Source organism: Mesorhizobium sp. WSM4833 (assembly GCF_055811095.1).
Genome location: NZ_JBVVQG010000001.1, coordinates 402,067 through 427,402, shown reverse-complemented (window position 1 = coordinate 427,402; position 25,336 = coordinate 402,067). Strand labels below are relative to the sequence as shown.

The window sequence follows — 25,336 nt, the reverse complement described above, 5'->3', positions numbered from 1 at the left end:
TGCCGAAGCGAATGTCGAAACCCCTCGCTTGCGAGGACAAAAAGGGAGGATAAGTGCATGAGCATGACGATGAGAAGGACAGTTCTGCGCTCGACCGTCGTGGCCGCCGCCACGGTGGTTGCCGCTGCGATCTCCACCTTGCCCGCGCAGGCGCTCGACGCCAAATGGTGCAAGGACGTCCACATCCGCTTCTTCGTCGGCGGCGCCGAGGGCGACGCTTTCGGCACCATCGTCTACAATGGCGCCAAGCAGGCAGAGGCCGATCTGGGGCCGAAGGTCGACTACATCTTCTCCCAGTGGGACATCGAAAAGATGGTTCAGCAACTGCGCGAGGCCGTCGCGGTCAAGCCCAACGGCATCGCCATGATGGGCCATCCGGGCGATGCATCGATCATGCCGCTCGCCGAACAGGCGCAAAAGGACGGCATCAAGATGATGTACCAGAACGTGCCTGTGCCGAAGGTGGTGGAAGCGTTCGGCGGCGGCTATGTCGGCGCCCAGCAGGAACAGCAGGGCCGCGCGCTCGGCGCCGAGGCGTTCAAACTGGGCAAGCTGAAGGCCGGCGACAAGGCGATCATGATCGGTCCGTTCGAAAACGAAAGTCGCGGCGCGCGCGAACGTGGCACGGTGGCAGCGCTCAAGGACGCCGGCGTCGAGGTCATCCAGTTGTCCTCACCGCCGAGCGGCGAATGGGCGTCCGATCCCAATCTGGCTATTCCGGTGATCACCGCGGCGCTGCTCAACAATCCCGACGTCAAGGCGGTCGGCTATCCCGGCGGGCAGATGCTCGGCAATGTCTCGACCTATATGCAGGCGGCCGGACGCAAGGCGGGCGAGATCTTCAATTTCGGCTTCGACACCAGCCCGCAGATCGTCGAGGGTTTCAAGGGTGGCTGGGTGCAATTGACCGCCGACCAGCAGCCGTTCCTGCAGGGCTATCTGCCGATCCTCAGCCTCTGCCAGCAGGTTGTGCTGGGGCTGGCGCCGATGAATGTCGACACCGGCGCCGGCTTCGTCACGCCCGAAAATTACGAGATCGTCGCCGAGCTCGCCAAGCAGGCGCTGCGCTGACCTCCCAAGCCGCCGGCCGGGATCTCAGGCCCCGGCCGGCGGGACCGCTGGCGACGACGCCGGCACGAGACAATGAAAGCGAGCATCCGATGGCCGAACGCCTCATCGAACTGCGCGACATCAGCAAGTCCTATGGCCAGGTCTATGCGCTGGGCGGGGTCAATCTCAGCGTCGACCGCGGCGAGGTGGTCGGCCTGCTCGGTGACAATGGCGCCGGCAAGTCGACGCTGATCAAGATTCTCTCGGGCGTGGTCAAGCCGACCAGCGGCGAAATCCTCGTGCGTGGTAAGCCGGTGACCGGGTGGAGCGCGGCGCGTTCCCGCGAAGCCGGCATCGAGACGGTGTTCCAGGACCGGGCGCTGGCCGTGCAGCAGACCATCGTTCGCAACATCTTCATGGGCCGCGAGCTGACCGGCTTCTTGGGCTTTCTCAGGGTCAACAAGGAGATCGAGGAGGCAAGCCGGCTGATGCGCGAGATCGGCTTCACCTCGAAAGTGTTCACGCCGCAGTCGATCGTCGGCCAGCTTTCGGGCGGCGAACGCCAGGGCGTGGCGATCGCCCGCGCCATCTACAAGCAGGCCGAGCTGATCGTCCTCGACGAACCGACGACGGCGCTGTCGCTGACCGAGACCGCCAAGGTATTCCATTTCGTGCGCCAGGTGCGGGCGAGCGGCCGCTCGATCCTGTTCATCGGCCACAACATCCATCATGTCTTCGACATCGCCGACCGCTTCGTGGTGCTGGACCGCGGCAAGGTTGCACTGACGACCGACCGCAGCGAGGTCAAGTCGGCCGAAGATCTCATCAACTTCATGGAAGAGGTCGCGCATCCCGGCGGATTGGCCGGGCTGCACGATGCCGGCGACGCGGAGCAGAGAGCACGATGAGCAAGACCATGGAGCCCGACCTGCACGAGCCGTCCGCCGGCATTCCCCGTCCCAGTTCTCAAAAGGAATGGAGGCACCCATCCGATCACTGGATGCGCGGCTTCATCCTCGACAACCGTGCCGCGCTCGGCACGCTCGCCGTGTTCATCGTCATGATGACGGTGTTCCTGATCGCCAACCCGACCGTTTTCACCACCTGGTATCTCTACCGTTCGGTGCTGACGACGCTCCCCGTTGCGCTGTTCGTGGTGGTGCCGCTGGTCTTCGTCGTCACCTGCGGCGAGATCGACCTGTCGTTTCCGGCAACGATGGGCTTCGCCTCATGGGTCTTCGCGCTGGTCGTGCAGGCCGGTTACGATCCGTTTCTCGGCATCGCCGCGGCACTCGTCACCGGCATGCTGCTCGGCTTCCTCGTAGGCTCGCTGGTCGTCTATGGCGGGCTATCGTCGTTGATCGCCACGCTGGGCATGAATTTCCTGTTGCGCGGCCTGATCCAGATCATCAACGAGGGCAAGTCGATGGCGCTGACCAGCCTCAGCGACAGCTGGGCCTACACGATCTTCTCCAGCCAGCTCCTGGGCATTCCGGTGCAGATCTTCTGGGCCATCGGCTTCGTCGTGCTGTCGGCGATGCTCTATAACCGCCATCGTTTCGGCGCGCAGGTGAGGGTGGTGGGCGACAATCCCGACAGCGCCCAGCAGATGGGCATCGACGTCAAGCGCGTGCGGGTGAAAGTGTTCGTCTTCGTCGGCATCGGTGCGGCGATCGCCGGCACCTTCTCGGTGATGATCAACTTCACCTGGTGGCCGACCGCCGGTGACGGCTATCTCCTGCCGGTGCTGGCCTCGGTATTCGTCGGCGGCACGCCGACCTGGGGCGGCATCGGCACTGTCGTCGGCGGCGCCATCGGCGCGGTTACCGTGTCCTTCATCCAGACCGGCGTCGTGGCGGCGGGATTGAGCGGTTTCTATGTGCAGTTCTTCAACGGGCTGATCATCATCCTGTCGCTGCTGGGGCACAAATGGAATCAGGCGCGGTATCGGTGAGGGGCTGTTTCGTTGGCGGACCGCATGCCTTGACGATCGGCGTAGACATCAATCCACTTCGTCATCCACGGGTCTGCGCCGCGTCGCTACGCTCCTTGCGGATGACGAAGGTGAGGCTTCCGCGGGGAAAACGCCATCTTCACACCGCGGCGACAAACCCGTCCAGCACGCGTTTCTGGCCGGCTTTGTCGAAGTCGATGGTCAGCTTGTTGCCTTCGATGGCCGAGATGTTGCCGTTGCCGAATTTCTGGTGGAAGACACGGTCGCCGACGTTGAAGGCGGACGGCTTGTCGGAGACGGATTTGGCGACCAGTTCGCCGTCGATGGTGCGGCCCTTGACCGAGGTGCGGCCGGCGCCGTAGCCGCTGTCCGTCTCGCCATAGCCGATGCGCTCGACCTGATGGCCCGAGCGCGAGCCCCAGTTGCGGTCGGTCGCCTCGGTGCGGTTGGCCTGCGCCCGCTGCCAGCCCGGCGTCGCATAGGTGTTGGAGAAGGCGGCGGACTTTTCGCTGTCGGCGCCGACATTGTCGAAGCGCGAGGCGCCATAGGGGTTCTGCCGTCCTGCGCCCTGGCCGCCGCGGCTGGAGGCAAAGGAACCGCCGCCATAGGAATTGCCGTAGCCGCCGTAGGAGTTGCCGCTTTCAGCGACCTCGACATGGGCGTTCGGCAATTCCTCGAGGAAACGCGACGGGATCGTCGACTGCCAGAGGCCATGGATCTGGCGGTTGGAGACAAACCAGATATGCAGGTTCTTCTTGGCCCGCGTCAGGCCGACATAGGCGAGGCGGCGCTCTTCCTCCAGCCCGGAGCGGCCGCCTTCATCGAGCGCGCGCTGATGCGGGAACAGGCCTTCCTCCCAGCCGGGCAGGAAGACGGTCTCGAATTCGAGGCCCTTGGCCGAATGCAGCGTCATGATCGAGACGGCGTCGAGCCCGGCATTCTGTTCGGCGTCCATGACCAGCGCGACGTGCTCGAGGAAGGAGCGCAGCGATTCGTACTCCTCCATCGAGCGGATCAGCTCTTTCAGGTTCTCCAGCCGGCCGGGGGCTTCGACCGAGCGGTCGTTCTTCCACATGTCCGTGTAGCCGCTCTCTTCGAGAATGGTCTCGGCGAGTTCGGTGTGCGGCGTGGTTTCCAGCGCCTTCTGCCAGCGCTCGAAATTGGCCGCCACTTCGCGCAAGGCGGCGCGCGGCTTCGGCTTCAACTCGTCGCTTTCGGCGAGCTTGGCGGCGGCCTCCAGCATAGGGATGCGCAGCGCACGGGCGGTGTCGTGGATCTGGCGGATGGTGGCTTCGCCCAAGCCGCGCTTGGGCACATTGACGATACGTTCGAAAGCGAGGTCGTCGGCGCCTTGCGCGACGACACGGAAGAAAGCCATGGCGTCGCGGATTTCCAGGCGCTCGTAGAAGCGCGGGCCACCGATGACGCGGTAGTTGAGGCCGAGTGTGATGAAGCGATCCTCGAAGGCCCGCATCTGGAAGGATGCACGGACAAGAATAGCCATGTCGTTGAGATTGTGCTTCTGGCGCTGATAGGCCTCGATGGTCTCGCCGATGGCGCGGGCTTCTTCTTCGGAATCCCAGGCGGCGTGGACATTGACCTTGCCATCCTCGGGATCGTTGCGATCCGTGAACAGCGTCTTGCCGAAGCGGCCCTCATTGTGGGCGATGAGGTGGGAGGCGGCACCAAGGATGTGCGCGGTCGAGCGGTAGTTGCGCTCCAGCCGGATGATGGTGGCGCCGGGAAAATCCTTGTCGAAACGCAGGATGTTGTCGACCTCGGCGCCGCGCCAGCCATAGATGGATTGGTCGTCATCGCCGACGCAGCAGATGTTTACGGTGGCGCGGGTTTCGGCCGAAGAGCGCCCAATCTCCCCCTCAAGGGGGGAGATCGGCTTGCCTTGAGGCCTTTGCGCCAACAGCCGCAGCCACATGTACTGGGCGGTGTTGGTGTCCTGGTACTCGTCGACGAGGATGTACTTGAAGCGCTTATGGTATTCCTTCAGCACGTCCGGATTGGCGCGGAAGATGCGGATCGGGTGGCAGAGCAGGTCGCCGAAATCGCAGGCGTTCAGCGTCTTCAGCCGCTCCTGATAGGCCTTGTAGAGTTCGCGGCCCTTGCCGTTGGCGAAGGCGCGCGCGTCGCCCTCGGCAATGTCGGCGGGGCCTTGCCCCTTGTTCTTCCAGCCGTCGATCATCTGGGCGAACTGCTTGGCCGGCCAGCGCTTGTCGTCCAGACCTTCGGCCTGGATCAGCTGCTTGATCAGCCGCACGACGTCGTCGGTGTCGAGGATGGTGAAGTCGGAGCGCAGGCCGGCGAGTTCGGCATGTCTGCGAAGCAGCTTCACTCCAATCGAGTGGAAGGTGCCGAGCCATGGCATGCCCTCGACATTGCCTTCGCCGATCAGGACGCCGATGCGGATCTTCATCTCGCGCGCGGCCTTGTTGGTGAAGGTCACCGCGAGGATCTGCGACGGGAACGCCTTGCCGGTGGCGAGGATGTGGGCGATGCGGGTGGTGAGCACGCGGGTCTTGCCGGTGCCGGCGCCGGCCAGCACCAGAACCGGACCCTCCGTTGTTTCAACAGCTAGCCGCTGCTCCGGGTTGAGGCCCTTCAGATAGTCGGGTGCGTTGTTGTGTCCGCTGCAGGCAGCCATGGCGCGCGCGGCGATACCCGACGGGGCCGAGGGCCGCGCATTGGGTTCGTCGAAAAAGGGCATGTCTTCGGAAAAGCCGGACATCGCCCCCGAATGTAGTGATTCGGTGGGGAAAGACCAGAACTGTCTACGTTTTGTTCCGCTAAAGTGCTGGCGGCAAGGATGTACGGGCTGTTCAGGCCTTGCGGTAGCCGAGAGCGACGAAAAATCGCTGCCCTAACGAACGCGCCTCATCGGTCATCACGGCGCCGAGTGCCGTCTGCATCCGGTCGTAGTAATGGCTGCCCGCAGGGGACGCGAGAAATGCCGCGTAAAGCCTGAGATCGTCGAGCGACAAGTCACGATAGGCGAAAGCATTTCCTTCCATGATCCCCTTTTCGGCTTTTTCACGAAGGTTGCCGGCCTGCTTGTGCACCAGCACCATTATCTGCTGATCCGATAAAGGCTGCCCGGCTGCCGCGAGCATTCCCGAAACCATCGCATAGCCCATGTTCAATGCGATCGCTTCAGCCATGTCCACGGCGCTGGTATCGTCGACGATTTTCCGGTACAACGCGAGCCGTGTCGGATCTCCCGCCTGAAGTCCTCCAAGGATTTTCGGACCTTCGATCTTCTTGCGCCCCACGGCTTGCGGATCGGACGCTTGGATCTCCAGGGCTGTGACCCGCCTGCCCAATGGTGAATCGAAGAAAGCAGCCAGATCGGTGAGATCGACGGGCTGCAACCGGCCCGTCATCCGCGCCTCTACGGCTTTCTCCATCCTGTCAGCGTCAAAAGCGCCTTCAGCGGCGGCGGACAAGGCTTCCTTGACTTTTTCCGGCCCCGGCACGGATTTGATGCCGGCGACTATGCTTGGGCCGAGGCCGGCCAGCATCTCGTGGAAGCCGCTTGCCTTGTTGATCTCCTCGAGCGTTTGTGCCGACGCCGGTTGACTGCCAGCCATAAGCACGACGAAGCCGAACAGCGCGCCGGCAATGCGCATCCATGGCGGAAAGACGAAGGGCATGACTCGGTCTACTCCACGGTGATGCTGCGACGGAGACTGCTCGATAACCCGACCGCAGGCAAGATGAATTGCCACCTTGGCGTGTGGGCCAGCTTGACAGGCGGGGCGGGCAGGAGAAAGCTGTGCGCAGGGCAGGAACGGGACATCGGGCTGTCCTTGGCGTGGCAAAGCGCAACAGTCGAAGGAGTATCATCTTGGCTGTCACCATCACCTCCCTCATTCTTTTCCTCATCGGCCTGGCACTCGGCGGCGGCGGCATCCGCCTGGCGATGCTGGGCGGCAGCTGGTACTATGTCGTTGCTGGCCTTGCCTTCCTGATCGCCGCCTGGCTGCTCTACCGGCGCCGGTCCACCGCGCTGTGGCTCTACGCGGCGATCGTGCTCGGCACACTGGCCTGGGCGGTCTGGGAAACCGGCTTCGACTGGTGGGAACTCGGGCCTCGCGGCGGCGTCATCGTGCTTCTCGCTTTGTGGCTGCTGACGCCGTGGGCGAGACGGGGTCTTGTCGGCCCTGACGCACGCGCGCCGCTGATCCTTGCCGTGCTGGCATCACTGGCCGTCGCCGGTTATTCGATGACTTCGGATCCGAAGGACATTGCCGGCGAACTCGGCACCGACAAGGTGGTCGCCAACGCCAATCTCGGCAATGACGTGCCGGCCGGCGAGTGGCATTATTACGGCCGCACGCAGTTCGGCCAGCGCTATTCGCCGCTCGACCAGATCACACCGGACAATGTCGCCAAGCTGCAGCCTGCCTGGACCTACCAGACCGGCGACGTGAAGGGACCGGACGATGTCGGCGAGACCACCTATCAGGTGACGCCGCTGAAGATCGGCGACACGCTCTACATCTGCACGCCGCATAATTTCGCCATCGCCATCGATGCCGCGAGCGGCAAGGAGAAATGGCGCTTCGATCCCAAGGTCAAGCTTGACAAGGACCGCCAGCACCAGACCTGCCGCGGTGTGGCCTATTACGCCGATGCCGCCGGCGCCGCCGGCCAGCCCTGTGCGACCCGCGTCTACCTGCCGACCTCGGATGCGCGGCTGATCGCGCTCGACGCCGCCAACGGGCAGATCTGCCCGGCTTTCGCCGAGGGCGGCACGCTGAACCTTCTGACCAACATGCCCTATCCGAAGTCGGGCTATTATTACTCGACCTCGGCACCGCTGATCTCAGGCGGCAAGATCATTGTCGGCGGCGCGGTCAACGACAATTATTCGACACAGGAGCCGTCCGGCGTCATCCGCGCCTACGACGCTGCCACCGGCGCGCTGGTGTGGAACTGGGATTCCGGCAATCCGGACCAGACGACCCCGCTGCCGGCCGGCCAGACCTATACCGCCAACTCGCCCAACATGTGGTCGACGCCGAGCGCCGACGAGAAGCTCGGCCTGCTCTACGTGCCGCTCGGCAACCAGACGCCGGATCAGCTCGGCGCCGGGCGCAGTGCCAATGTCGAGAATTTCTCGTCGTCGATCACCGCGCTCGACCTCAACACCGGACAGGTGCGATGGGTGCGGCAGACCGTGCACCACGATCTCTGGGACATGGACGTACCGGCGCAGCCGAGCCTGATCGACATCACCAAACCCGACGGCACGGTGGTGCCGGCGCTGGTCGGACCGACCAAGCAGGGCGATCTGTATGTGCTCGACCGCCGCACCGGTGAGCCGGTCATCGCGGTCAACGAAGTGCCGGCGCCCGGCGGCGCGATCGAAGGCGACCACACATCGCCGACGCAGCCGGTCTCCGACCTCACCTTCATGCCGAAGCCGCTGACCGGCGCCGACATGTGGGGCCTCACCATGTTCGACCAGTTGGCCTGCCGGATCGAATTCCAGGGCCTGCGCTATGAGGGTCGCTATACGCCGCCTTCCGTCCAGGGCTCGCTGATCTACCCCGGCAATTTCGGCACCTTCAACTGGGGTGGCGTCGCCGTCGACCCGGTCCGGCAGGTGCTGTTCGGCATGCCGACCTATCTGGCGTTCAAGTCGCAGTTGATCCCGCGCGATCAGGTGCCGCCGCCGGACGAAGGGCGGGGCAGCGAACAGGGGCTGAACCGCAACGAGGGCGCGCCCTATGCGGTGGTGATGGGACCGTTCCTGTCGCCGCTCGGCATTCCTTGCCAGGCGCCGCCCTGGGGCTATGTCGCCGGTGCCGATCTCAGGACCGGCAAGATCGCCTACAAGCACCGCAACGGCACCGTCTACGACATGACGCCGCTGCCGCTGCCGCTGAAGGTCGGCGTGCCCGGCATCGGCGGGCCGATGATCACCGCCGGTGGCGTCGCCTTCCTGGGGGCCGCAGTCGACGACTACCTGCGCGCCTACGACCTGACATCGGGCAAGCAGCTGTGGCAGGCGCGGCTGCCGGCCGGCGGGCAATCGACGCCGATGACCTATACGGTCGCCGACGGCCGCCAGTTCGTGGTCATCGTCGCCGGCGGCCACGGTTCGGTCGGCACCAAGCCTGGTGACTATGTGATGGCCTACGCGCTGCCGAAGTAGGGGCGACAGGGTAACGCGATCTTTCAGAGGTCGCGCCGCCCCTCATCTGTGCCGGTATCCTTTCCCCGCATAGTGACGGGGAAAAGTGCCCGACTGGGCGATGAGGGGCGGGAAATCTTCCGATCGGCCCGTTGTCGATCAGCCAATCCCCAAATGACCCTTCAGGCTGGGCACCGAGCCGAGCACCTTGTTGGTCAGGTCGGGGCCGGCGGCGGCTTCGGCCTGCTGGATCAGCGTCGCGCCGGCCTTCTGGATCTGCGCCATGTCGAGCCCGGATGCCTTGAGCGCGGCGATGCCGTTGATCAGCGCGCCGGCCTTCTCGCCGAGAACGCCGCCAAGCGCGCCCTGCAACGACGACAGAAAACCGCCACCGCCGGCCGGAGCGGCGGCCATGACGTCATATTGATGGGCGAGGTCGTCGGCGCCGGGGATTTTGGCGAAGAACGCCGAGGCGCTGGTGCCTTCCGCCTCGTGTTCGAGCACCGAGAAAATGGTGCCGACGACTTTCTCCGTCGTCGCCTGGTCGAGGCCCGCCTTCTGCGAAACGGTGTTGACGATGTCCTGGACGTTCATGGCGTCACCTCAACCCTGGGTTTTCGTGTTGCGGTTCCGCTCAGTGCGGACCCTGATCAACGATAGTCTGCCTGCATTCACAACCATCGAGCGTAGGGCCAAAGCGGCGGCCCCCGCAAGGACGACCGCGCTGGCGAGGATCGGGGAAGGCATGGTCATGGTCTCGCTTCCTTCTGGGTCTGAGGCACGCGGTCAAGATACCGTCGATAGCCACCTTCCTTCACGATTGTGGCAGCGCCAGCAGGATTTATCGCCAATGACTAAAAAGTGATGACACGGCCGCGCATGGGCACCGGCTTTGCTGCCCGGACGCGGCCGGCGGCATACGCCTGAGGCGATCGACGGCAGCGATGAGTGCTCGACTGGATGATGCCGGCTTGGTCCCTATGTAGCTGGGAATTGAAGCCCGAAGCAGAGGAGCCCATCCATGACGAGACCCGACGCCAAGCCCACCATCACCCAGGCGATGATCGACGCCTATGACGAGTACACGCATCTGACGCTCGATCGCCGCCGGTTCATGGAGCAGTTGACCCGGCTTGCCGGATCAGGTGCGGCGGCGGCGGCGATCGCGCCGCTTCTGGCGGCCAATTCGGCGCAAGCAGCAATCGTCGCCGACAACGATCCGCGCGTGAAGGGCGAGGACATCAGCTACCCCGGCGGCAGCGGCGAGATGAAGGGCTATCTGGTCAAGCCGGCGAACCAGGCGGGCAAGCTCGGTACCGTCATCGTCGTGCATGAGAACAGGGGGCTCAACCCGCATATCCGCGATGTGGCGCGGCGCGTGGCGCTGGAAGGCTTCGTGGCGCTGGCGCCGGATTTTCTGTCGCCGCTCGGCGGCACGCCGACCGACGAAGACAAGGCGCGCGACATGTTCGGCAAGCTCGATCCGGCGCAGACCATCGCTGACGGTGTTGCGACCGTCGCTTTCCTCAAGAGCGACAAGGACGGCAACGGCAAGGTCGGCGCTATCGGCTTCTGCTGGGGCGGTGGCACGGTTAACATGCTGGCCGTCAACGCGCCTGATCTCAGTGCCGGCGTTGCCTATTACGGCATGCAGCCGAAGGCCGCCGATGTATCCAAGATCAAAGCGGCCTTGCTGCTGCACTATGGCGGACTCGACGAGCGCATTAATGCCGGCATCGACGCCTTCAAGAAGGAACTCGACGCGGCGCATGTCGACTACACGGTCTATGTTTATGAAGGCGCCAACCACGCCTTCAACAACGATACGTCGGCGGCGCGCTACGACAAGAAGGCGGCTGACCTCGCCTGGGGCAGAACGATCGCCTTCCTTCGGGAACAACTGAAATGACTTCAGCTGTCATGCCGCCGGCGCCCAGGCGGTTTCGAAGGCCGGCGACAGGGTGAAGCCGGCCGGCCGCGCCGAAACGGGGGGCGGGCGGCGCACGCCTTCCTGCAGGTACCGCAACGCCGACGTCAGCCCGTTCATCGTGTAAGGCTTGGCTATGACGCCGATCGCGCCGGCGAAATGATCGGGGATGCGCTTCGGATTGGCGGTCATGAACACCACCGTCGAACTCTTCCTTTCGCCTATGTACTTGGCCACGTCGATGCCGGACGGCCCGTCACTCAGATGGATGTCGACGAAGGCGATATCGGCTTCGGTCGCATCCGCCATGGCCATGGCTTCCGCCGAAGAGGTCGCCCAGCCGACGACGCTGTGGCCGGCGTCCTCGACAAGGCTCTCCAGCTCCATTGCCAGCAGCGCTTCGTCCTCGATGATCAGGACCTTGAGCGGCTCAATCATGACACATTCCCTTTTTCCTGAGGTTCGTTCGGGATCGAGATAACGACCTTCGTGCCGGGGCCGGTGTCGCGCCATTCGATCTCGGCATGCAACTGGCGGGCGAGCGATTTGATCAGCCGCATGCCGAACGAGGCATCGCCGTTGGCGTCGGCCATGCCGACGCCGTCGTCCGACACCTCGATATTCAAGTGGCCGTCGGGCTGGCTCATTTTGATGCCCAGGCGGCCGGCCGACATTCCGTCGGGCTTGGACTTGAAGGCATGCTTGAGAGCATTGGTGACGAGTTCGTTGACCATCAGAGCGACGGGCGTTGCCTTTTCCGCGGAAATGACGATCGGTTCCAGGTCGAGAGCCGGACTGATCTCAGAGCGCCCCGACGCCGTCAGCAGGTCTGTCACCAGATCCTTGGCGAAATCCGCCACATCGAACTTGCTGACGTCCTTCGACTGATAAAGCCGCCGATGCACGGTGCTCAGGGCTTCGATGCGCTCCAGCATGGTGGTCAACGAACGCCTGATCGCTTCGTCCCGTATGGTCCGCCGCTGCATAATGATGAGGGAAGAGATCATCTGCAGGTTGTTTTTCACCCGGTGATCCACCTCATGCAGCAAGGTGGTCTGCGCCTCGAGGGCGGCTTCCAGTTCCGCGGTGCGCTCCTTCACCGCCTTTTCGAAGCGGTCCTTGTCCGCGTTGATGCGACTCTCCGATTGTTTGCGATCCGAGACGTCGAGCTGCGATGCGAAAAAGAACTGCAAATCGCCTTTGTCGTTCGAAACCGGGCTGATGTAGAGCGCGTTCCAGAAGGTCGAGCCGTCCCTGCGGTAGTTCAGGATATCGACGCTGACATCGGTTTCATCCTCGATCGCCGCGCGTATCTGTTCGACAGCGGCCTTGTCGGTCTTCGGTCCCTGCAGGAAGCGGCAGTTCCTGCCCAGAACCTCATGACGCTCATATCCGGTCAGTCGCAGGAAAGCGTCATTGGCGAACACGATAGGATTGTCCTGCTGTCGGGGATCGGTAATGATCATCGACATGCGGGTGGCGCGGATAGCCGCCGCGAACGGATCGCCCTTGCCGTGCTCGACATGCAGATCGTCCGTCATGTGCCAGGCGTCGGCAGGCTCCCTGGTCCGTTTCCATTCCATTCTGTCACTCCAAGCCATTTTCGCGGGTGACAACGGATCAGACGCCGATTTGGTTCAATCTTGAGCCTTCCTGTCGCAGTTCGTACTGAGAATCAGGCCTCCGGAGTTAGCCGGCCGATGCCGGCTTGTGGAAGGCGACGCCGGCGACCACCAGCGCAATGCCGAGGCAATCGATAAAACCCGGAATCTGGCGCAGCACGACGACGCCGATCAGCGTCGCGGTGACCGGCAGCAGCGACAGCATCAGCGCGAAGCTCGCGCGTGGCAGCCGCGACATGGCGAGCTGGTCGCAGATGTAAGGAATGACCGACGAGCAGATGCCGACGCCGATGGCGGCGAGCAGCAGCGGCAGTGAGAAAAAGGCCGGCAGCGCATCGGTGAAGCCGATCGGCAGCACGACGATGAAGGCGATCGCCATGGCAGCACCCAGACCGGCGATGCCGCTGCCGGCGCCTGAAGCGGCGACGCGATGGCCGAGTACGATGTAACCGACAAACAGCGCCCCGTTGAGGATGGCCCAGAACAGCCCGATGGGATCGTCGGACCATCTGACATCGATGAGCAGCAAGGTGCCGGCGACGGCGATGGCAAGGGCGGCGAGATTGCGCGTGCTCCTGAGGCCGATCGCCGCGACGCCGATGATGCCGACGAATTCGATCGCCGCCACCAGCGAGATCGGCAGTCGGTCGAGCGCCAGGTAGAACGAACAGTTCATCACCGCCAGACAGGCGCCGAAGGCCAGCAACAGCAGCCGCGTCGTGCCATCGGCGCGTGCGAAGCTTCGCCATGGACGGGTCAGGGGTGCGAAGATGAGTGCTGCCGTGGCGATGCGCAGCCACGCCATGCCGAGCACGCCGACATGCGGGAAAAGCAGCACGGCGAAGGCCGGCCCGAGATAGTGGAAGACGGCGCTGACGCCGAACCAGACATGCGGCGGCAGTTTTTCCGTCAGCTTGCCCAGGGTGAAGTTGCCCGGGGCAGGGGTCGCCGCGAGAGCTTGCGTTTGATCATCCATCGGATCAGTATCGCAGGCAGATTTGCCTATTTATATAGATGATGATTAGCTCTTTCGGCTATCTTTCTCCCGGAATAAAGGAGTTTTCCATGAAGCGCCTTCGAACTGAAAGCGCCGATCTCGATGCCGCCGACATGAAGATCCTGCGCCTGCTGGAAAAGGACGCGCGCACCAGCACGGCGGAGCTGGCACGCTCGGTGGGCCTGTCGGCACCGAGTGTGGCTGAGCGCATCAAGCGGCTGCAGGAAAGCGGCGTCATCGAGGCCTATTCGGTCAGGATCAACCCGACGGCACTCGGCCTGCCGCTGTCGGCATGGCTGCGCATCCGGCCAGTGCCGGGGCAGTTGGCCGTCGTGGCCGAGATCATCCGCGAACTGCCGGAGATCGTGCAATGCGACCGCGTAACCGGAGAGGATTGTTTCATCGCGCTGGCGCATGTCGGGTCGGTGGTCGACCTCGAGCGGGTGATCGACCGCATCATTCCCTACGCGATGACCAACACGGCGATCATCCAGTCCTCGCCGGTGGTGGCGCGTTCGGCCCTGGCGGCGTTGAGGCGCCATGCTTGACCTGCGGGGATTGTTCCGTTCGAGGACCTTATGCGTGGCCGCGCTTCATGCGCGCCTGTTTCAGGATGGCGCGCCAGCGGATCATGTCGAACGGGATCGGCTCGTTGTTGTTGGCGATGTGGAAGATCTCATTGTTGACGTTCTTGAGCGAGCGCCAGAAATCGTAGTCGGTGATGCGCGGATCGGCAGCCAACCTGTCCACCTCGACCTTGATGTCGGTTTTCATGCACTTTCCTCGAACCGGCGCCGCGCCGCCCGTGTCGCTACCTCGATGCAGATCGTTTTCGACCGGCCCGCTGAGTCGCGCAACGGCTCAAATGGCTTGTTCCCGTTAAAACCTTGGTAAGGTTAACGAGGGCGCCGCGCCGCTTCAAGCGCCGCCGCCGGTCGATGGCAAGGTTCTGCGATTTTAGATCGCCGGTGTGGCTTTGAAGCCGGAAACGAGACGTGTCGGCATCGCCCTATTTGCGTTTGATGCCGATCGAGCGGCCGGCCCGTTCCGGCATCGGCAGGGCCGAATGGGCGGCGCGCATGTCTTCGACCCTGGCCAGCACATCGGCGGGGAAGGGCGCCACCTTCGGCCCGGACATGTCGACATGCAGCGACAGCGATTCGGAAGTCGCGGCCAGCCAGCCGTCGACATGGCGGATTTCCTGATAGGCCCGCAGCCGCTTGTCGTCATGGTCGATGAGCTGGAAGGAGACCGTGACCTTGTGCTCGAGATGCAGCTCCTGCACGTAGCAGACATGGACTTCGGCGGTGTAGATGGTGAGGCGGCGATCCCTGGCATAGTTCGGTCCCATGCCCATTGCCTCGAAGGCGTCGTCCGAGCAGCGGTCGAACAGCACGTTGTAATAGGCCATGTTGAGATGGCCGTTGTAGTCGATCCAGTCCTTCTCGATGTCCATGGGTTTCGAGACGAAGGGAGTGGGGATGGGCATCGAAACTTCCTTGTTCTGGTGCTGGACAGAGCGTGGCTCCGGAGACTCTATTTGTTCTGACGCAATTTCGGACGGAAAACCGCTTCACACTTTTCCTGGAATTGCTTTACGCATCCATAGACGCATAACAAGCATGGACGCTGGTCCATTCGCGGAGGAATTCATGGCTCTGAGCGACCTCAACCCGGTCGAACGCAACGAGGAAGGCATCGCTGCGGTGCTCGGGATCCTCAAGCAGCAGCTCGGCGAGCGATTCCAGACCGGCCAGGCGATCCGCTCGCAGCATGCACATACCACCACCTACATTCCGACGCAGGCACCGGATGGCGTTGCGTTCCCCGAGACGACGGCCGAGGTGCAGGAGATCGTGCGCGCCTGTGCGGCGCACCGCGTGCCGGTGATCGCCTTCGGCGTCGGCTCCTCGCTGGAGGGTCACACCAACGCACCGGGCGGCGGCATATCGGTCGACACATCGCGCATGAACCGTATCCTGGCGGTCAATCCGCAGGATCTCGACTGCACGGTCGAACCCGGCGTCACCCGTGAGGATTTGAACCGGCATCTGCGCGACACCGGCCTGTTCTTTCCGATCGATCCCGGCGCCAATGCCTCGCTGGGCGGCATGGCCGCAACGCGGGCCTCCGGCACCAACGCGGTGCGCTACGGAACGATGCGCGAGAACGTGCTGTCGCTGACCGCCGTCATGGCCGACGGCGAAACGGTGACAACCGGCAAGCGGGCGAAAAAGAGCTCGGCCGGCTATGATCTGACGCGGCTGCTGGTCGGCTCGGAAGGCACGCTCGGCATCATCACGTCGCTGACCTTGAAGCTGCAAGGCATCCCGCAGGCGATCTCCGGCGGCGTCTGCCCGTTTCCGAGCGTCGAGGCGGCCTGCAACGCGGTCATCGCGACGATCCAGATGGGCATCCCGGTGGCGCGCATCGAACTGGTCAACGCCTTGCAGATGCGGGCGATGAAGAATTATTCCAAGCTCGACTATCCCGAGAGCCCGTGCCTGTTCGTCGAGTTTCATGGTAGCGATGCCGGCGTTGCCGAACAGGCCGAAACCTTCGGCATGATCGCGGAGGAAAATGGCGGCGGGCCGTTCCTGTGGACCAGCGTCGCCGAGGAGCGCACCAAATTGTGGAAGGCGAGGCACGACGCCTACTGGTCGTCGCTGACCCTGCGGCCGGGAGCCAAGGGGCTGTCGACCGATGTCTGCGTGCCGATCTCGCGCTTTGCCGAATGCGTCATGGAAACCGAGGCCGATATCGCCGAGATGGGCCTGATCGCGCCGATCGTCGGCCATGCCGGCGACGGCAATTTCCACGTGCTTGTGCTGATGGATGTGAACGATCCCAAGGAGATCGCGCTGTCGGAAAAATTCGTCGCGCGGCTCAACATGCGGGCCATCGCCATGGACGGCACCTGCACCGGCGAGCACGGCATCGGCCAGGGCAAGATCGGCTTCCTGCGCCACGAGCTCGGCCACGGCGTCGACATCATGCGCACCATCAAGCAGGCGCTCGATCCGCTTGATATCATGAACCCGGGCAAGATCTTGCCGGGAAACTAACCGATTTTCCGACGCAAGGTTCGTAGGCGGCCAGTCTTGACCGCGCCACCATTCGGGCCGAGGCTTGGCCGGTAGCAGGGCCTGAAGCCAACAGGCGTGCCAGCGGAGGAGGATGCCATGGCGATTTCACGCAAGGAAGAAGCGCGCGCGCTGAGTGCCGACGAACACGATCTGGTGGAGAAGTCTCACCATCCGGCGGTGCAGGAGCTCTCCGACGCCGATCTTGCCGGCCTGGTCAAGCTGTTGCGGGAGCGGCGCGACAAGGCGCAGACCGAAGCACACCGCCGCCGGCGTGAGATCCGGGGCAAGGGCGCGGCGAAGGGCGCTACGCCTTCGAAGGCTGATGGCGGGTCGCAGCTCAAGCTTGCGGTGCTGGCCATGGCCATGCGGCGCCTGAATGGCGAGGCCGAGCGGCGCCGGCAACTGGCCGCCAGCGTTTCGCTGATCGAGAATGCGCGCAAAGCATTGGTGATGAAGCAAGGGGCGGCATCGGACGGCCCCGCCTTCAACTCGCGCACCGCGCGCAGGGGTATGCGGCCGGTGGCGAACCAGAGGGCGCCGGATCTGGTCCGGCCAATGGAACTCGGCCGGCAGCGCAGGGCGGCCAAGGTGGCACAGGCAAAGCGCGACGCACGCTGAATTCGCGGTGATCGCGGGCTGAAATCGTTGAGGACGCCTGCCTACCGTGCAGCAGGCTTCGCCTGTCCGCCCTCGACAAGCGTCTGCAGCATGGGGCGGGTTGGCGCGAAAAATGTCGTGCCGGTGTGCGGCGTGGAGAAATCGAGCAGGCGGTCGTAGGCGCCCGGCGGCTCGCCGATATACATGCGCTGCAGCATTTTTTCGGTGACCCAAAGATATCTGGAATAGCCGATGAAGTAGGTGCCGAACTCGTTCTGCCCCGGCCTGCCGAACGGCATGTTGTCGCGCAAAATATCGTACTCGTTGCCGGCGGCATCCTCGATGGTGGCCAGCGACTTGTGCGATTTGCGCGGCGCATCGTCATCGTCGATTTCGATGTTGTCGATCTTGGTGCGGCCGATGATCGCTTCCTGCTCGGGCGTCGGAATGCGCGCCCAGGCCTGCATGTCGTGGAGATATTTCTGGACGACGACATAGCTGCCGCCGGCGAAGTCGGCGTCTTCATCGCCGATGAGCGCAGAGGCGGGCAAGTCGAGGCCGGTCGGGTTGGCGGTCCCGTCGACGAAGCCGAGCAGGTCGCGCGCATCGAAATAGCGAAAGCCGGAAACCTCATCGATGACGCTTACGCCGTCACCGAGATTGTCGAGCAGGATGCGCTCGAACTCGAAGCACATGTCGGGTCGCTCGGAGCGGATGTGGAAGAGAAGATCGCCGGCGGTCGAAGGCGCCGAATGAACGGCACCCTTGATCGGCGCGAACGGTTTCAGTTCCAGCGGCCGCCGGTCTGGAGAGAGACGATCCCAGAGATCGCGGCCGATGCCGGCGATGCACGACAGCCGCCCGGAAAGGTCGCGGAATCCGACATTTTTGACCAGGTCGTCGAGTTTGCCGAGCACCGACGCAACCTTGGCGAGCGCGCTCTGCCCACTGGCGACGGCGACGACAAGAAAGACCGCCGAAAGCGACAGCGGAGCGTCGACACTTTGCGCATCGATCGGCACGCGATCCCAGTTCTTGCCCGACATCCGATTTCTCCGCTTCGCCGGGATTTGTTTCAGATCACCGGAGATCGCGCAACTGGATGAATTGCCTCTTTATCGACACGCGGATGCGGGTAGAGTGCGGCGGAAATTCAACCAACCTGTTCGGAGCTGATGCTCGCACGCCTGTTCGTGATCTTCGGTGGCCTGTTCGTGCTGGTGCTGTGTGCGGCGCTGGTGGTGCCGTATTTTATCGACTGGACCGGCTACCGCGCCGACTTCGAGCGCGAGGCGAGCGCCATTCTCGGCCGCAAGGTGACCGTGCAGGGCGACGCCACGGCAAGGCTGTTGCCGTTCCCTTCGGTGACCTTCTCGGATGTCGCCGTCGCCGGCGGCCCCAACGGCCAGCCGGCCATGACGGTCGAGACGTTTTCGATGGATGCGGAACTGGCGCCCTTCCTGCGCGGTGAAGTGCTGATCTTCGACATGCGGCTGGTGCGGCCGAAAGCGACCATCGATATCGCCAATGACGGCACTGTCGACTGGGCGATACGGCCGTCCTCGCCCTTCGACCCCAGCCAGATCTCGATCGAGAAGCTGACGGTGACGGAGGGTCAGATCGAAGTTCGCCATGCCGCTGGCGGGCGCAGCCATCTGTTTTCCGAGATCAATTCGACCGTCTCGGCCAAGTCGCTGGCCGGCCCATGGCGCATGGACGGCACGCTGCGGCTGGACGGGTTGCGCACCGCGGTCACCGCGTCCACCGGCAAGGCCGAAGGCTCAGGACAGATGCGGTTTCGGCTGAAGGCCGATCCGGACGCGTATCCGCTGGTCATCGAGACCGACGGCAATGCCGGCATCGTCAATGGAGCCGCCGTCTACTCCGGCCAGTTCAAGATTTCCGGTGCCGACAAGAACAGCGCCGAGCTGCGCGGCACCGATGGCGAGACGGTGAAAGTCTCGGGCGGTAAGCCCGATCCGGGCTTTCGGCTGAACGGCAAATTTTCGCTCGACCACCAGAAACTCGGGGTCGACGAATTCCGCTTCGAGACCGGGCCGCTCGACAACCCCTACACCGCCGATGGCAAGGCTTCTGTCGATCTCGGGCTGAAACCGAGTTTCGCCATCGAGGCCAATGGCGCGCAGGTGCAGTTCGACGAGGCGGTGGGCGCCGAAGCCGGCGCCGGCCTGACGCTGGACCAGCGCATCGCGGCGTTCGAGCAAGCGCTGCTCGATATGCCGAAGCCGACCATCCCCGGCACGGTCGAGGTCAAGCTGCCGGCGGTGGTGGTCGGCGACACCACGGTGCGCGACGTGCATCTTTCCGCCGAGCCGGTCGATGGCGGCTGGTCGGTGAAATCGCTTGCCGCGACCTTGCCCGGCCGCACCACGCTGGAAGCCGATGGCATGCTGGTGCTCAACTTGGAAGGTCATTTCGGCTTCAACGGCTCGCTGCTGCTGGCCGTGGCGCAACCTTCCGGCTTTGCCGCCTGGCTGTCGAAGGATGTCGACGAGGCGATCCGCCGCCTGCCGGCCGCCGGCTTCAAGGCCAAGGTCGACCTCTCGCAGAAGCGCCAGGCCTTCAGCGATCTCGAACTGATCCTGGGCAAGGCGAAGTTTTCCGGCCGCATCGATTCCAGCCAGCCCGAGGATGCCAAGCCCTCGGTGCTGATGCGGCTTGAAGGCGGTGATCTCGATGTCGACGGGCTGGCGGCCTTCGCCTCGATCTTCGTCAGCGACAAGGGCGCCAATCGCTTTGCCGACCGCGACCTCGATTTCCAGATCAAGGCCGGGCCGGTCAACGCCGGTGGGTTGACCGCCGACACGGTCGACACGGCGCTCAGGCTGCGCGACGGGCTGCTCGAAATCGACCGGCTTTCGGTGGGCGGGCTGGCCGGCGCCTCGATCAGCGCCACCGGCCGGATCAAGGATTTCCCCGCGAGCCCGACCGGCAAGCTCGATGCGTCGGTGGTTGCCGTCGATCTGAAGCCGCTGATCGATGTCGCCGCCCAGCACTATCCCGACAGTGCCGTGCTCAAGGGACTGTCGAGCCGTGCTGCTGCCTATCCCGAGCTGTTCCAGGATGCGCGCATCGACCTGGTGGCGAGTGCAGCCGACAATGGCGACGGCACCACGGGCCTGGCGGTAAGCGGGCAAGGCAGGGCCGGCGGCTCGGCCTTTTCGGCGTCGCTGTCGGGGAAGGGGGCGGTGGACAAGCTTCTCGAAGCGCCGGTGGCGCTGACCTTCAACGCCAAGAATCCTGATGCCACCGCGCTGCTGGCGCTCTATGGCCTGCCGGCGCTGCCGCTCGGCATGCTGGGCGAGGCAAACACCGATATTCAGGCCAAGGGCACGTTTGGCGGCGGCCTGGCGACGAATTTCAGCCTTGCCGGCAATGACTTCAAGGCCGGTTTCGAGGGAACGATCGCCGACACGCCGCAAGGCCTCGCCGCCAAGGGCAAGCTCAGCCTCGATGCCGCCGACATCGAGCCATGGCTGATGACGTCGGGCATCGGCCTGCCAGGCATGGGGGCGGGCATGTCGACGTCGCTCGCCGCGCAGGGCGACTACGGCAACGGCCTGCTGGTGCTGGACGAACTCAGTGGCGCCATCAACGAAGCGGCGGTGTCCGGCGACGTCAATATCGATGTAAAGGACGGCGTGCCACATCTGGCCGGGGCGCTGGCGCTCGACGAACTCGACCTCGATCCCCTGGCGGTGGCGCTGTTCGGCGACTCCGCCTTTCTGGCCGACAAGGAGGGCGCAGCCAAAGACGGGGCAGGCAAGGGTGGCGTGTGGCCGGCGACGCCGTTCAGCCAGAAATCCAGCCTGCCATTCACCGCCGACCTCGACCTGACGACGGCAGCACTGGCCGCCGGCCGGTTCGCCACCGCCTATGACGCCGCCTTTTCGCTCAAGCTCGACCAGGAAGGCATCCGCGTTTCGGATCTCAAGGCGAAGTTGCTGGGCGGGGCGCTGACCGGCCTATTCGAGTTGAAGAACAACAACGGCACCGGGCTGTTCTCTGGCCAGATGAAACTGGCGGGCGCCGATCTGGCGACCGTGCTGCCGGATGCCGGCATCAGCGGCATCGGCGATTTGTCGACGGCGCTGTCAAGCAGCGGCAAATCGGTCGAAGGGATGGTGGCTGCCTTGTCAGGCTCCGGAACTGCGGCGTTGAAGGGCGTGAAAGTTGCTGGCCTCAATCCAGATGCGTTCAGTGCGTTCCTCGCCAAGGCGGATGCGATCGGGCGCGACATCGATGCGGCCAAGACCGCCGGCTTCGCGCCCGAGATCGCCGCTGATGGCAGTTTTGCCGCCGGCGATACCGACATAGCCTTCACGGTTGCCGGCGGCACGCTGCGGGCGCCGCCGGTCAGCCTGGAAAATCCAGCGGCGACCTTGTCCGCCGACATCACGGCGGATCTCAACGCGGCCACGGTGTCGGCCAAGGGTGCGATCACTTATCAGCCTGGCGACGAGGCGCTGGTCGGCTCCGAGCCGGTTGTGAATTTCACCGCCGAGGGGCCGTTCGGCGCGGTCAAACGAGCATTCGACAGTGAGCCGCTGGCGCAGTTCCTGACCCAGCGCGCGCTGGAGAAGGAGCAGCAGCGCGTCGAGGCGATGCAGGCCGCGCTGCTCGAGAAGCAGCGGCTGCGGCGCGAAGTGCGCTATTACGCTGCGCTGCAGGATGCTCGCGACAAGGCGGCCGAGGAAATGCGCCGGCAGGAGGACGCAGCGCGGCTCAAAGCCGAAGCTGACGCCAAGGCCAAGGCCGAAGCGGATGCACAGGCTCAGGCTGAGGCGGACGCAAAGGCTCAGGCCGACGCGAAGGCGAAAGCCAAGGCGGACGCAGATGCCAAAGCCAAGGCCGATGCCGAAGCGAAGGCGGCTGCCGAAAAGCAGGCCGCCGACGAGGCCGCCAAGGCGCAGGACGAGCAGGAGCGGCAGAAGGCGGAAGAGGCGATGCGTATTGCCTCGCAGGAAAAGGCAAGGCTCGAAGCCGAACGCAAGGCCGCGCAGCCTCCGAAGGTGGAGCGTGCCCCGCTGCCGCAGGCCAACGACAATCCGCCGCCGGCCAAGCCGAAGTCCAATCCGTTCACGATCGACAATCTGCTGAAGTCGCTGCAGTAGTAGTCGACTACCCACGGTCTCGATCGAGCAGCCGCCGCAGCATCGGTTCGATGCGTGACAGCTCGTCGAGATGCGCCGCCGACAGCTCGGCCAGGCAATCGTCGGCGCGCTCGGTCAGTTGCAGCAGCACGCGGCGATGGTCGTCCTTGTCCTGATCCCTTGTGACCAGCCCTGCCTCGCCGAGACGGTTGACCAGTTCGACGGCGCTGTGGTGGCGAATGCGCAGGCGTTCCGCGAGATCGCCAACCGTCACCGGGCCGCCGCCGGGGAATCCCTTGATCGCCAGCAGCGCCTGATGCTGGCGCGGGGTCAGGCCGGCGTCTTCCGCCTGGACCTGGCTGAATTCGAGGAACCGGCGGATCAGGTAGCGAAACTCCGACAGCCGCTGGTAATCGGCCTGGCTGATGGCGGGACGTTGTTCTCGTGGCTGCGACATATCAGACATGTGTTCGTTTTCCGGCGAAAGCTCAAACGGATTTCGGGCGAAACCGGCTTGAATATTTATATCGTGTTACGATACATAGCCACCGACAAAGTCGGCTGGCCGCTTCGACCGTGCCGCACCCCAGACATACGGCCGCCGCCAGGAAGCAACTGCCATGAAGACCCATCATTCGAACCCGGAGCACCTGCGCGATTTCACCACGGATCCCAGGGTTCTGCTCGTCGCCGCCATTGCCGTGGTGGTGGCGACAGCCGGGTTGTTTGCCGGCATCGCGCTTTTGAAGCTGATCCGGCTTGCCACCAACATTGCCTATTTCGGCCAGTTCTCGCTTGCCGACCTGAAGCTCGAGAACACGCCGCTTGGGCTTGCCGCCGTCCTCGTTCCGGTGATCGGTGCGCTGATCATCGGCCTGATGGCGCGCTATGGCAGCGAGAAGATCCGCGGCCACGGCATTCCCGAAGCCATCGAGGCGATCCTGCTCGGGCGCTCGAAACTCGACGCCAAGGTGGCGATCCTGAAGCCGCTGTCGTCGGCGATCTCGATCGGTTCCGGCGGACCGTTCGGCGCGGAAGGACCGATCATCATGACAGGCGGCGCGATCGGCTCGCTGATCGCGCAGATGCTGCCGGTCAGCGACAACGAGCGCAAGACCCTGCTGGTGGCTGGTGCGGCAGCGGGCATGACCACGGTGTTCGGAACACCGATCGCCGCCATCATGCTGGCGGTCGAACTGCTGCTATTCGAATGGACCCCGCGCAGCTTCATTCCGGTGGCGGTCGCGGCTGTTATCGCCGAGGTCGAGCGCACCATGCTGCATCTGCCCGGGCCGATCTTTCCGTTTCAGGGCGGCATGGAGGTGTCTTTTGTCGGCCTTGCCGGCTGGGTGGCGATCGGCGTTTGTGCAGGACTTCTGTCGGGACTGCTGACGCAGATGGTCTATGCCTGCGAGGACGGTTTTCAGAAGCTGCCGATCCACTGGATGTGGTGGCCGATGCTTGGCGGCCTGGTGGTCGGCATAGGCGGGCTGATCGAACCGCACGCGCTCGGCGTCGGCTATGACAACATCACCGACATGCTGGATGGCCGCACCGTCGCGACGGCGGCACTCCTGCTGCTGGTGGTCAAGGCGATCATCTGGTCGGTAGCGCTCGGCTCGGGAACGTCGGGAGGTGTGCTGGCGCCGCTGTTGATCATGGGCGGGGCTATGGGCGCTGTGCTCGCTGGCGTTCTGCCTGCCGCGGATCCGGGTTTCTGGGCACTGCTGGCAATGGCCGCCACCATGGGCGGCACGATGCGCGCGCCGCTGACCGCCACGTTCTTCGCCGTCGAACTGACCGGCAACACACATATGCTGGTGCCGCTGATTGCCGCCTGCGCCGCGGCGCATGCCGTGACCGTGCTTCTGATGAAGCGTTCGATCCTGACCGAAAAGATCGCCAGAAGGGGACACCATCTGGTTCGCGAATACCGTGTCGACCCTTTCGCCCTGACCAGGGTGCGCGAGGTGATGACGTCGCAGGTCGAAAGCGTGCCGGCGACGATGACGCTGCATGGCGCAGCAGCCTTCCTGACGGCGCCGGAAACACGGCATCCGAGTTTCCCGGTGGTCGACGAGAACGGTCAGGTGCTGGGCCTCATCGATCCGCCGGCGATCTTGCGCTGGAGACGCGCCGGCACGCACCGCACCACCACGCTTGGCGCGTTGCTGGCCGGCAGCAAGGTGACGCTGGCCTATCCGGACGAATATCTCGAAGGCCTCTCCGACAAGCTGCTGATGGCCAACGTCTCCCATCTGCCCGTCGTCACTCGCGAAGGCTCGTTGCTGGTCGGCTATGTCGGCTGGAAGGATCTGATGCGCGTGCGGTCCAGGAAACAGGCCGAGGAGCGCGAGCGTTCGACCTTGCTTGGCTTCGGCACCAGACGCAGGAAAAAGGACGACGCGGTCGAAAGCCTTTAGATGCTCTCTCCTCGCTTCGCCCACTCCAGCACATGGAGCCTCAACGCCGAAGACAGGTTGGTGTCGCGGGGCCGCGTCTCGTCGACTTCGGCGACAAGAGCAGCGAGCGTCAGCTCTCTGGCCGCCGCGATCGCGACGAGGTCGTCATAGAAGGGCTTTTCAAGCGAGTAGCTGGTGCGGTGGCCGCGAATGGTCACCGAACGCTTTTCGACCGGGCTCATTGACGGCCGGGGTCGCCGGGCTTTTCACGACGATGCCCGGCAACGAATTTTTCGCTCTTGTCGGCGGCGACGCGATCGCGTTCCTTTTCGGCCTTGGAGCGGCCGTGCAGCGCGCGGTTCTGTTCGGCGGCGCGCAGCTTTTCGTCCCGCGCCTTTTGCTTGCGGGCCTGGCGGAGATTGACGATTTCGGCCAC

General features: G+C 64.2%; 22 protein-coding genes. 10 read left to right on the top strand and 12 right to left on the bottom strand.

The annotated features are described in order from the left end of the window. The first annotated feature begins 57 nt into the window (after positions 1-57). The 3 genes from AC0L2D_RS02140 to AC0L2D_RS02130 all read left to right on the top strand — a co-directional run bounded on the left by AC0L2D_RS02140 (position 58) and on the right by AC0L2D_RS02130 (position 3,004). Positions 58-1,071 carry a substrate-binding domain-containing protein gene (locus tag AC0L2D_RS02140; protein WP_473540241.1) on the top strand — a complete coding sequence of 338 codons (1,014 nt, stop codon included), beginning with the start codon at positions 58-60 and terminating at the stop codon, positions 1,069-1,071. Between the two features lie 89 nt (positions 1,072-1,160). Next, on the top strand, positions 1,161-1,958 hold the full coding sequence (locus tag AC0L2D_RS02135) for an ATP-binding cassette domain-containing protein (protein ID WP_023813110.1): 798 nt from the start codon (positions 1,161-1,163) through the stop codon (positions 1,956-1,958). Continuing rightward, on the top strand, positions 1,955-3,004 hold the full coding sequence (locus tag AC0L2D_RS02130) for an ABC transporter permease (protein WP_473540240.1): 1,050 nt from the start codon (positions 1,955-1,957) through the stop codon (positions 3,002-3,004). The genes AC0L2D_RS02135 and AC0L2D_RS02130 overlap by 4 nt, the downstream gene beginning before the upstream one ends. 139 nt (positions 3,005-3,143) lie before the next feature. Here the strand turns inward: AC0L2D_RS02130 and AC0L2D_RS02125 are convergent, their stop codons facing one another. Together AC0L2D_RS02125 and AC0L2D_RS02120 are read right to left on the bottom strand one after the other, a co-directional pair. Then, complete coding sequence (locus AC0L2D_RS02125) at positions 3,144-5,744, bottom strand: ATP-dependent helicase (RefSeq protein WP_473540239.1); 2,601 nt, start codon at positions 5,742-5,744, stop codon at positions 3,144-3,146. A 91-nt stretch (positions 5,745-5,835) separates the two neighbouring features. Continuing rightward, positions 5,836-6,666 carry a DUF2059 domain-containing protein gene (locus AC0L2D_RS02120; RefSeq protein WP_127366017.1) on the bottom strand — a complete coding sequence of 277 codons (831 nt, stop codon included), beginning with the start codon at positions 6,664-6,666 and terminating at the stop codon, positions 5,836-5,838. Between the two features lie 194 nt (positions 6,667-6,860). Between AC0L2D_RS02120 and AC0L2D_RS02115 the strand changes: the two genes are divergently transcribed. After that, entirely contained in the window at positions 6,861-9,176 is a 2,316-nt protein-coding gene (locus AC0L2D_RS02115; protein ID WP_473540238.1) for a glucose/quinate/shikimate family membrane-bound PQQ-dependent dehydrogenase, read from the top strand. A 138-nt stretch (positions 9,177-9,314) separates the two neighbouring features. Here the strand turns inward: AC0L2D_RS02115 and AC0L2D_RS02110 are convergent, their stop codons facing one another. Continuing rightward, positions 9,315-9,749 (bottom strand): hypothetical protein, encoded by a 435-nt coding sequence (locus AC0L2D_RS02110; RefSeq protein ID WP_013530999.1) that lies wholly within the window; start codon positions 9,747-9,749, stop codon positions 9,315-9,317. A gap of 427 nt (positions 9,750-10,176) precedes the next feature. Here AC0L2D_RS02110 and AC0L2D_RS02105 point away from each other — a divergent pair, with 427 nt between their 5' ends. After that, positions 10,177-11,064 (top strand): dienelactone hydrolase family protein, encoded by an 888-nt coding sequence (locus AC0L2D_RS02105; protein ID WP_473540237.1) that lies wholly within the window; start codon positions 10,177-10,179, stop codon positions 11,062-11,064. 9 nt (positions 11,065-11,073) lie between these two features. Here the strand turns inward: AC0L2D_RS02105 and AC0L2D_RS02100 are convergent, their stop codons facing one another. From AC0L2D_RS02100 to AC0L2D_RS02090, 3 genes are all read right to left on the bottom strand, one after another. Next, positions 11,074-11,520: a response regulator gene (locus AC0L2D_RS02100; RefSeq protein ID WP_013531002.1), complete on the bottom strand. Its 447-nt coding sequence runs from the start codon at positions 11,518-11,520 to the stop codon at positions 11,074-11,076. Then, entirely contained in the window at positions 11,517-12,665 is a 1,149-nt protein-coding gene (locus AC0L2D_RS02095) for a histidine kinase dimerization/phosphoacceptor domain -containing protein (RefSeq protein WP_027160613.1), read from the bottom strand. Before AC0L2D_RS02095 ends, AC0L2D_RS02100 begins: the two co-directional genes overlap by 4 nt. 106 nt (positions 12,666-12,771) lie before the next feature. Then, positions 12,772-13,680, bottom strand: a complete 909-nt coding sequence (locus AC0L2D_RS02090) for an EamA family transporter (RefSeq protein WP_013531004.1) — start codon at positions 13,678-13,680, stop codon at positions 12,772-12,774. An 89-nt stretch (positions 13,681-13,769) separates the two neighbouring features. On the opposite strand from AC0L2D_RS02090, the gene AC0L2D_RS02085 reads away from it, so the two are divergent. After that, positions 13,770-14,249 (top strand): Lrp/AsnC family transcriptional regulator, encoded by a 480-nt coding sequence (locus tag AC0L2D_RS02085; RefSeq protein WP_473540236.1) that lies wholly within the window; start codon positions 13,770-13,772, stop codon positions 14,247-14,249. Between the two features lie 28 nt (positions 14,250-14,277). Here the strand turns inward: AC0L2D_RS02085 and AC0L2D_RS02080 are convergent, their stop codons facing one another. Next, positions 14,278-14,475 carry a hypothetical protein gene (locus AC0L2D_RS02080; RefSeq protein ID WP_013531006.1) on the bottom strand — a complete coding sequence of 66 codons (198 nt, stop codon included), beginning with the start codon at positions 14,473-14,475 and terminating at the stop codon, positions 14,278-14,280. Between the two features lie 235 nt (positions 14,476-14,710). Next, positions 14,711-15,190 (bottom strand): thioesterase family protein, encoded by a 480-nt coding sequence (locus tag AC0L2D_RS02075; protein ID WP_013531007.1) that lies wholly within the window; start codon positions 15,188-15,190, stop codon positions 14,711-14,713. A 163-nt stretch (positions 15,191-15,353) separates the two neighbouring features. On the opposite strand from AC0L2D_RS02075, the gene AC0L2D_RS02070 reads away from it, so the two are divergent. Both AC0L2D_RS02070 and AC0L2D_RS02065 read left to right on the top strand, forming a co-directional pair. Next, entirely contained in the window at positions 15,354-16,766 is a 1,413-nt protein-coding gene (locus AC0L2D_RS02070; protein ID WP_013531008.1) for an FAD-binding oxidoreductase, read from the top strand. Between the two features lie 117 nt (positions 16,767-16,883). Beyond that, complete coding sequence (locus AC0L2D_RS02065) at positions 16,884-17,405, top strand: hypothetical protein (RefSeq protein ID WP_013531009.1); 522 nt, start codon at positions 16,884-16,886, stop codon at positions 17,403-17,405. Between the two features lie 41 nt (positions 17,406-17,446). Here the strand turns inward: AC0L2D_RS02065 and AC0L2D_RS02060 are convergent, their stop codons facing one another. Then, positions 17,447-18,430: a Dyp-type peroxidase gene (locus AC0L2D_RS02060; protein WP_224621281.1), complete on the bottom strand. Its 984-nt coding sequence runs from the start codon at positions 18,428-18,430 to the stop codon at positions 17,447-17,449. Positions 18,431-18,559: 129 nt separating this feature from the next. On the opposite strand from AC0L2D_RS02060, the gene AC0L2D_RS02055 reads away from it, so the two are divergent. Continuing rightward, positions 18,560-22,519, top strand: a complete 3,960-nt coding sequence (locus tag AC0L2D_RS02055) for an AsmA family protein (protein ID WP_473540235.1) — start codon at positions 18,560-18,562, stop codon at positions 22,517-22,519. Between the two features lie 7 nt (positions 22,520-22,526). Here AC0L2D_RS02055 and AC0L2D_RS02050 read toward each other — a convergent pair whose 3' ends face one another. Beyond that, positions 22,527-22,964: a MarR family winged helix-turn-helix transcriptional regulator gene (locus tag AC0L2D_RS02050; protein WP_013531012.1), complete on the bottom strand. Its 438-nt coding sequence runs from the start codon at positions 22,962-22,964 to the stop codon at positions 22,527-22,529. 154 nt (positions 22,965-23,118) lie between these two features. Here AC0L2D_RS02050 and AC0L2D_RS02045 point away from each other — a divergent pair, with 154 nt between their 5' ends. After that, positions 23,119-24,921: a chloride channel protein gene (locus tag AC0L2D_RS02045; RefSeq protein ID WP_013531013.1), complete on the top strand. Its 1,803-nt coding sequence runs from the start codon at positions 23,119-23,121 to the stop codon at positions 24,919-24,921. Here AC0L2D_RS02045 and AC0L2D_RS02040 read toward each other — a convergent pair. Together AC0L2D_RS02040 and AC0L2D_RS02035 are read right to left on the bottom strand one after the other, a co-directional pair. Then, complete coding sequence (locus AC0L2D_RS02040) at positions 24,918-25,142, bottom strand: ribbon-helix-helix domain-containing protein (protein WP_473540234.1); 225 nt, start codon at positions 25,140-25,142, stop codon at positions 24,918-24,920. The genes AC0L2D_RS02045 and AC0L2D_RS02040 overlap by 4 nt on opposite strands. Next, the gene (locus AC0L2D_RS02035; protein ID WP_024501426.1) at positions 25,139-25,336 is read right to left on the bottom strand and encodes a DUF4169 family protein; all 198 of its coding nucleotides are present in this window, start codon (positions 25,334-25,336) and stop codon (positions 25,139-25,141) included. The genes AC0L2D_RS02040 and AC0L2D_RS02035 overlap by 4 nt, the downstream gene beginning before the upstream one ends.

What these genes read in the sequence shown, in the direction of transcription:
- AC0L2D_RS02140 (WP_473540241.1), top strand. Translation starts at nt 58, where the DNA reads ATGAGCATGACGATGAGAAGGACAGTTCTGCGCTCGACCGTCGTGGCC.
- AC0L2D_RS02135 (WP_023813110.1), top strand. Translation starts at nt 1,161, where the DNA reads ATGGCCGAACGCCTCATCGAACTGCGCGACATCAGCAAGTCCTATGGC.
- AC0L2D_RS02130 (WP_473540240.1), top strand. Translation starts at nt 1,955, where the DNA reads ATGAGCAAGACCATGGAGCCCGACCTGCACGAGCCGTCCGCCGGCATT.
- AC0L2D_RS02125 (WP_473540239.1), bottom strand. Translation starts at nt 5,744, where the DNA reads ATGTCCGGCTTTTCCGAAGACATGCCCTTTTTCGACGAACCCAATGCG.
- AC0L2D_RS02120 (WP_127366017.1), bottom strand. Translation starts at nt 6,666, where the DNA reads ATGCCCTTCGTCTTTCCGCCATGGATGCGCATTGCCGGCGCGCTGTTC.
- AC0L2D_RS02110 (WP_013530999.1), bottom strand. Translation starts at nt 9,749, where the DNA reads ATGAACGTCCAGGACATCGTCAACACCGTTTCGCAGAAGGCGGGCCTC.
- AC0L2D_RS02105 (WP_473540237.1), top strand. Translation starts at nt 10,177, where the DNA reads ATGACGAGACCCGACGCCAAGCCCACCATCACCCAGGCGATGATCGAC.
- AC0L2D_RS02100 (WP_013531002.1), bottom strand. Translation starts at nt 11,520, where the DNA reads ATGATTGAGCCGCTCAAGGTCCTGATCATCGAGGACGAAGCGCTGCTG.
- AC0L2D_RS02095 (WP_027160613.1), bottom strand. Translation starts at nt 12,665, where the DNA reads ATGGAATGGAAACGGACCAGGGAGCCTGCCGACGCCTGGCACATGACG.
- AC0L2D_RS02090 (WP_013531004.1), bottom strand. Translation starts at nt 13,680, where the DNA reads ATGGATGATCAAACGCAAGCTCTCGCGGCGACCCCTGCCCCGGGCAAC.
- AC0L2D_RS02085 (WP_473540236.1), top strand. Translation starts at nt 13,770, where the DNA reads ATGAAGCGCCTTCGAACTGAAAGCGCCGATCTCGATGCCGCCGACATG.
- AC0L2D_RS02080 (WP_013531006.1), bottom strand. Translation starts at nt 14,475, where the DNA reads ATGAAAACCGACATCAAGGTCGAGGTGGACAGGTTGGCTGCCGATCCG.
- AC0L2D_RS02075 (WP_013531007.1), bottom strand. Translation starts at nt 15,190, where the DNA reads ATGCCCATCCCCACTCCCTTCGTCTCGAAACCCATGGACATCGAGAAG.
- AC0L2D_RS02070 (WP_013531008.1), top strand. Translation starts at nt 15,354, where the DNA reads ATGGCTCTGAGCGACCTCAACCCGGTCGAACGCAACGAGGAAGGCATC.
- AC0L2D_RS02065 (WP_013531009.1), top strand. Translation starts at nt 16,884, where the DNA reads ATGGCGATTTCACGCAAGGAAGAAGCGCGCGCGCTGAGTGCCGACGAA.
- AC0L2D_RS02060 (WP_224621281.1), bottom strand. Translation starts at nt 18,430, where the DNA reads ATGTCGGGCAAGAACTGGGATCGCGTGCCGATCGATGCGCAAAGTGTC.
- AC0L2D_RS02055 (WP_473540235.1), top strand. Translation starts at nt 18,560, where the DNA reads ATGCTCGCACGCCTGTTCGTGATCTTCGGTGGCCTGTTCGTGCTGGTG.
- AC0L2D_RS02050 (WP_013531012.1), bottom strand. Translation starts at nt 22,964, where the DNA reads ATGTCTGATATGTCGCAGCCACGAGAACAACGTCCCGCCATCAGCCAG.
- AC0L2D_RS02045 (WP_013531013.1), top strand. Translation starts at nt 23,119, where the DNA reads ATGAAGACCCATCATTCGAACCCGGAGCACCTGCGCGATTTCACCACG.
- AC0L2D_RS02040 (WP_473540234.1), bottom strand. Translation starts at nt 25,142, where the DNA reads ATGAGCCCGGTCGAAAAGCGTTCGGTGACCATTCGCGGCCACCGCACC.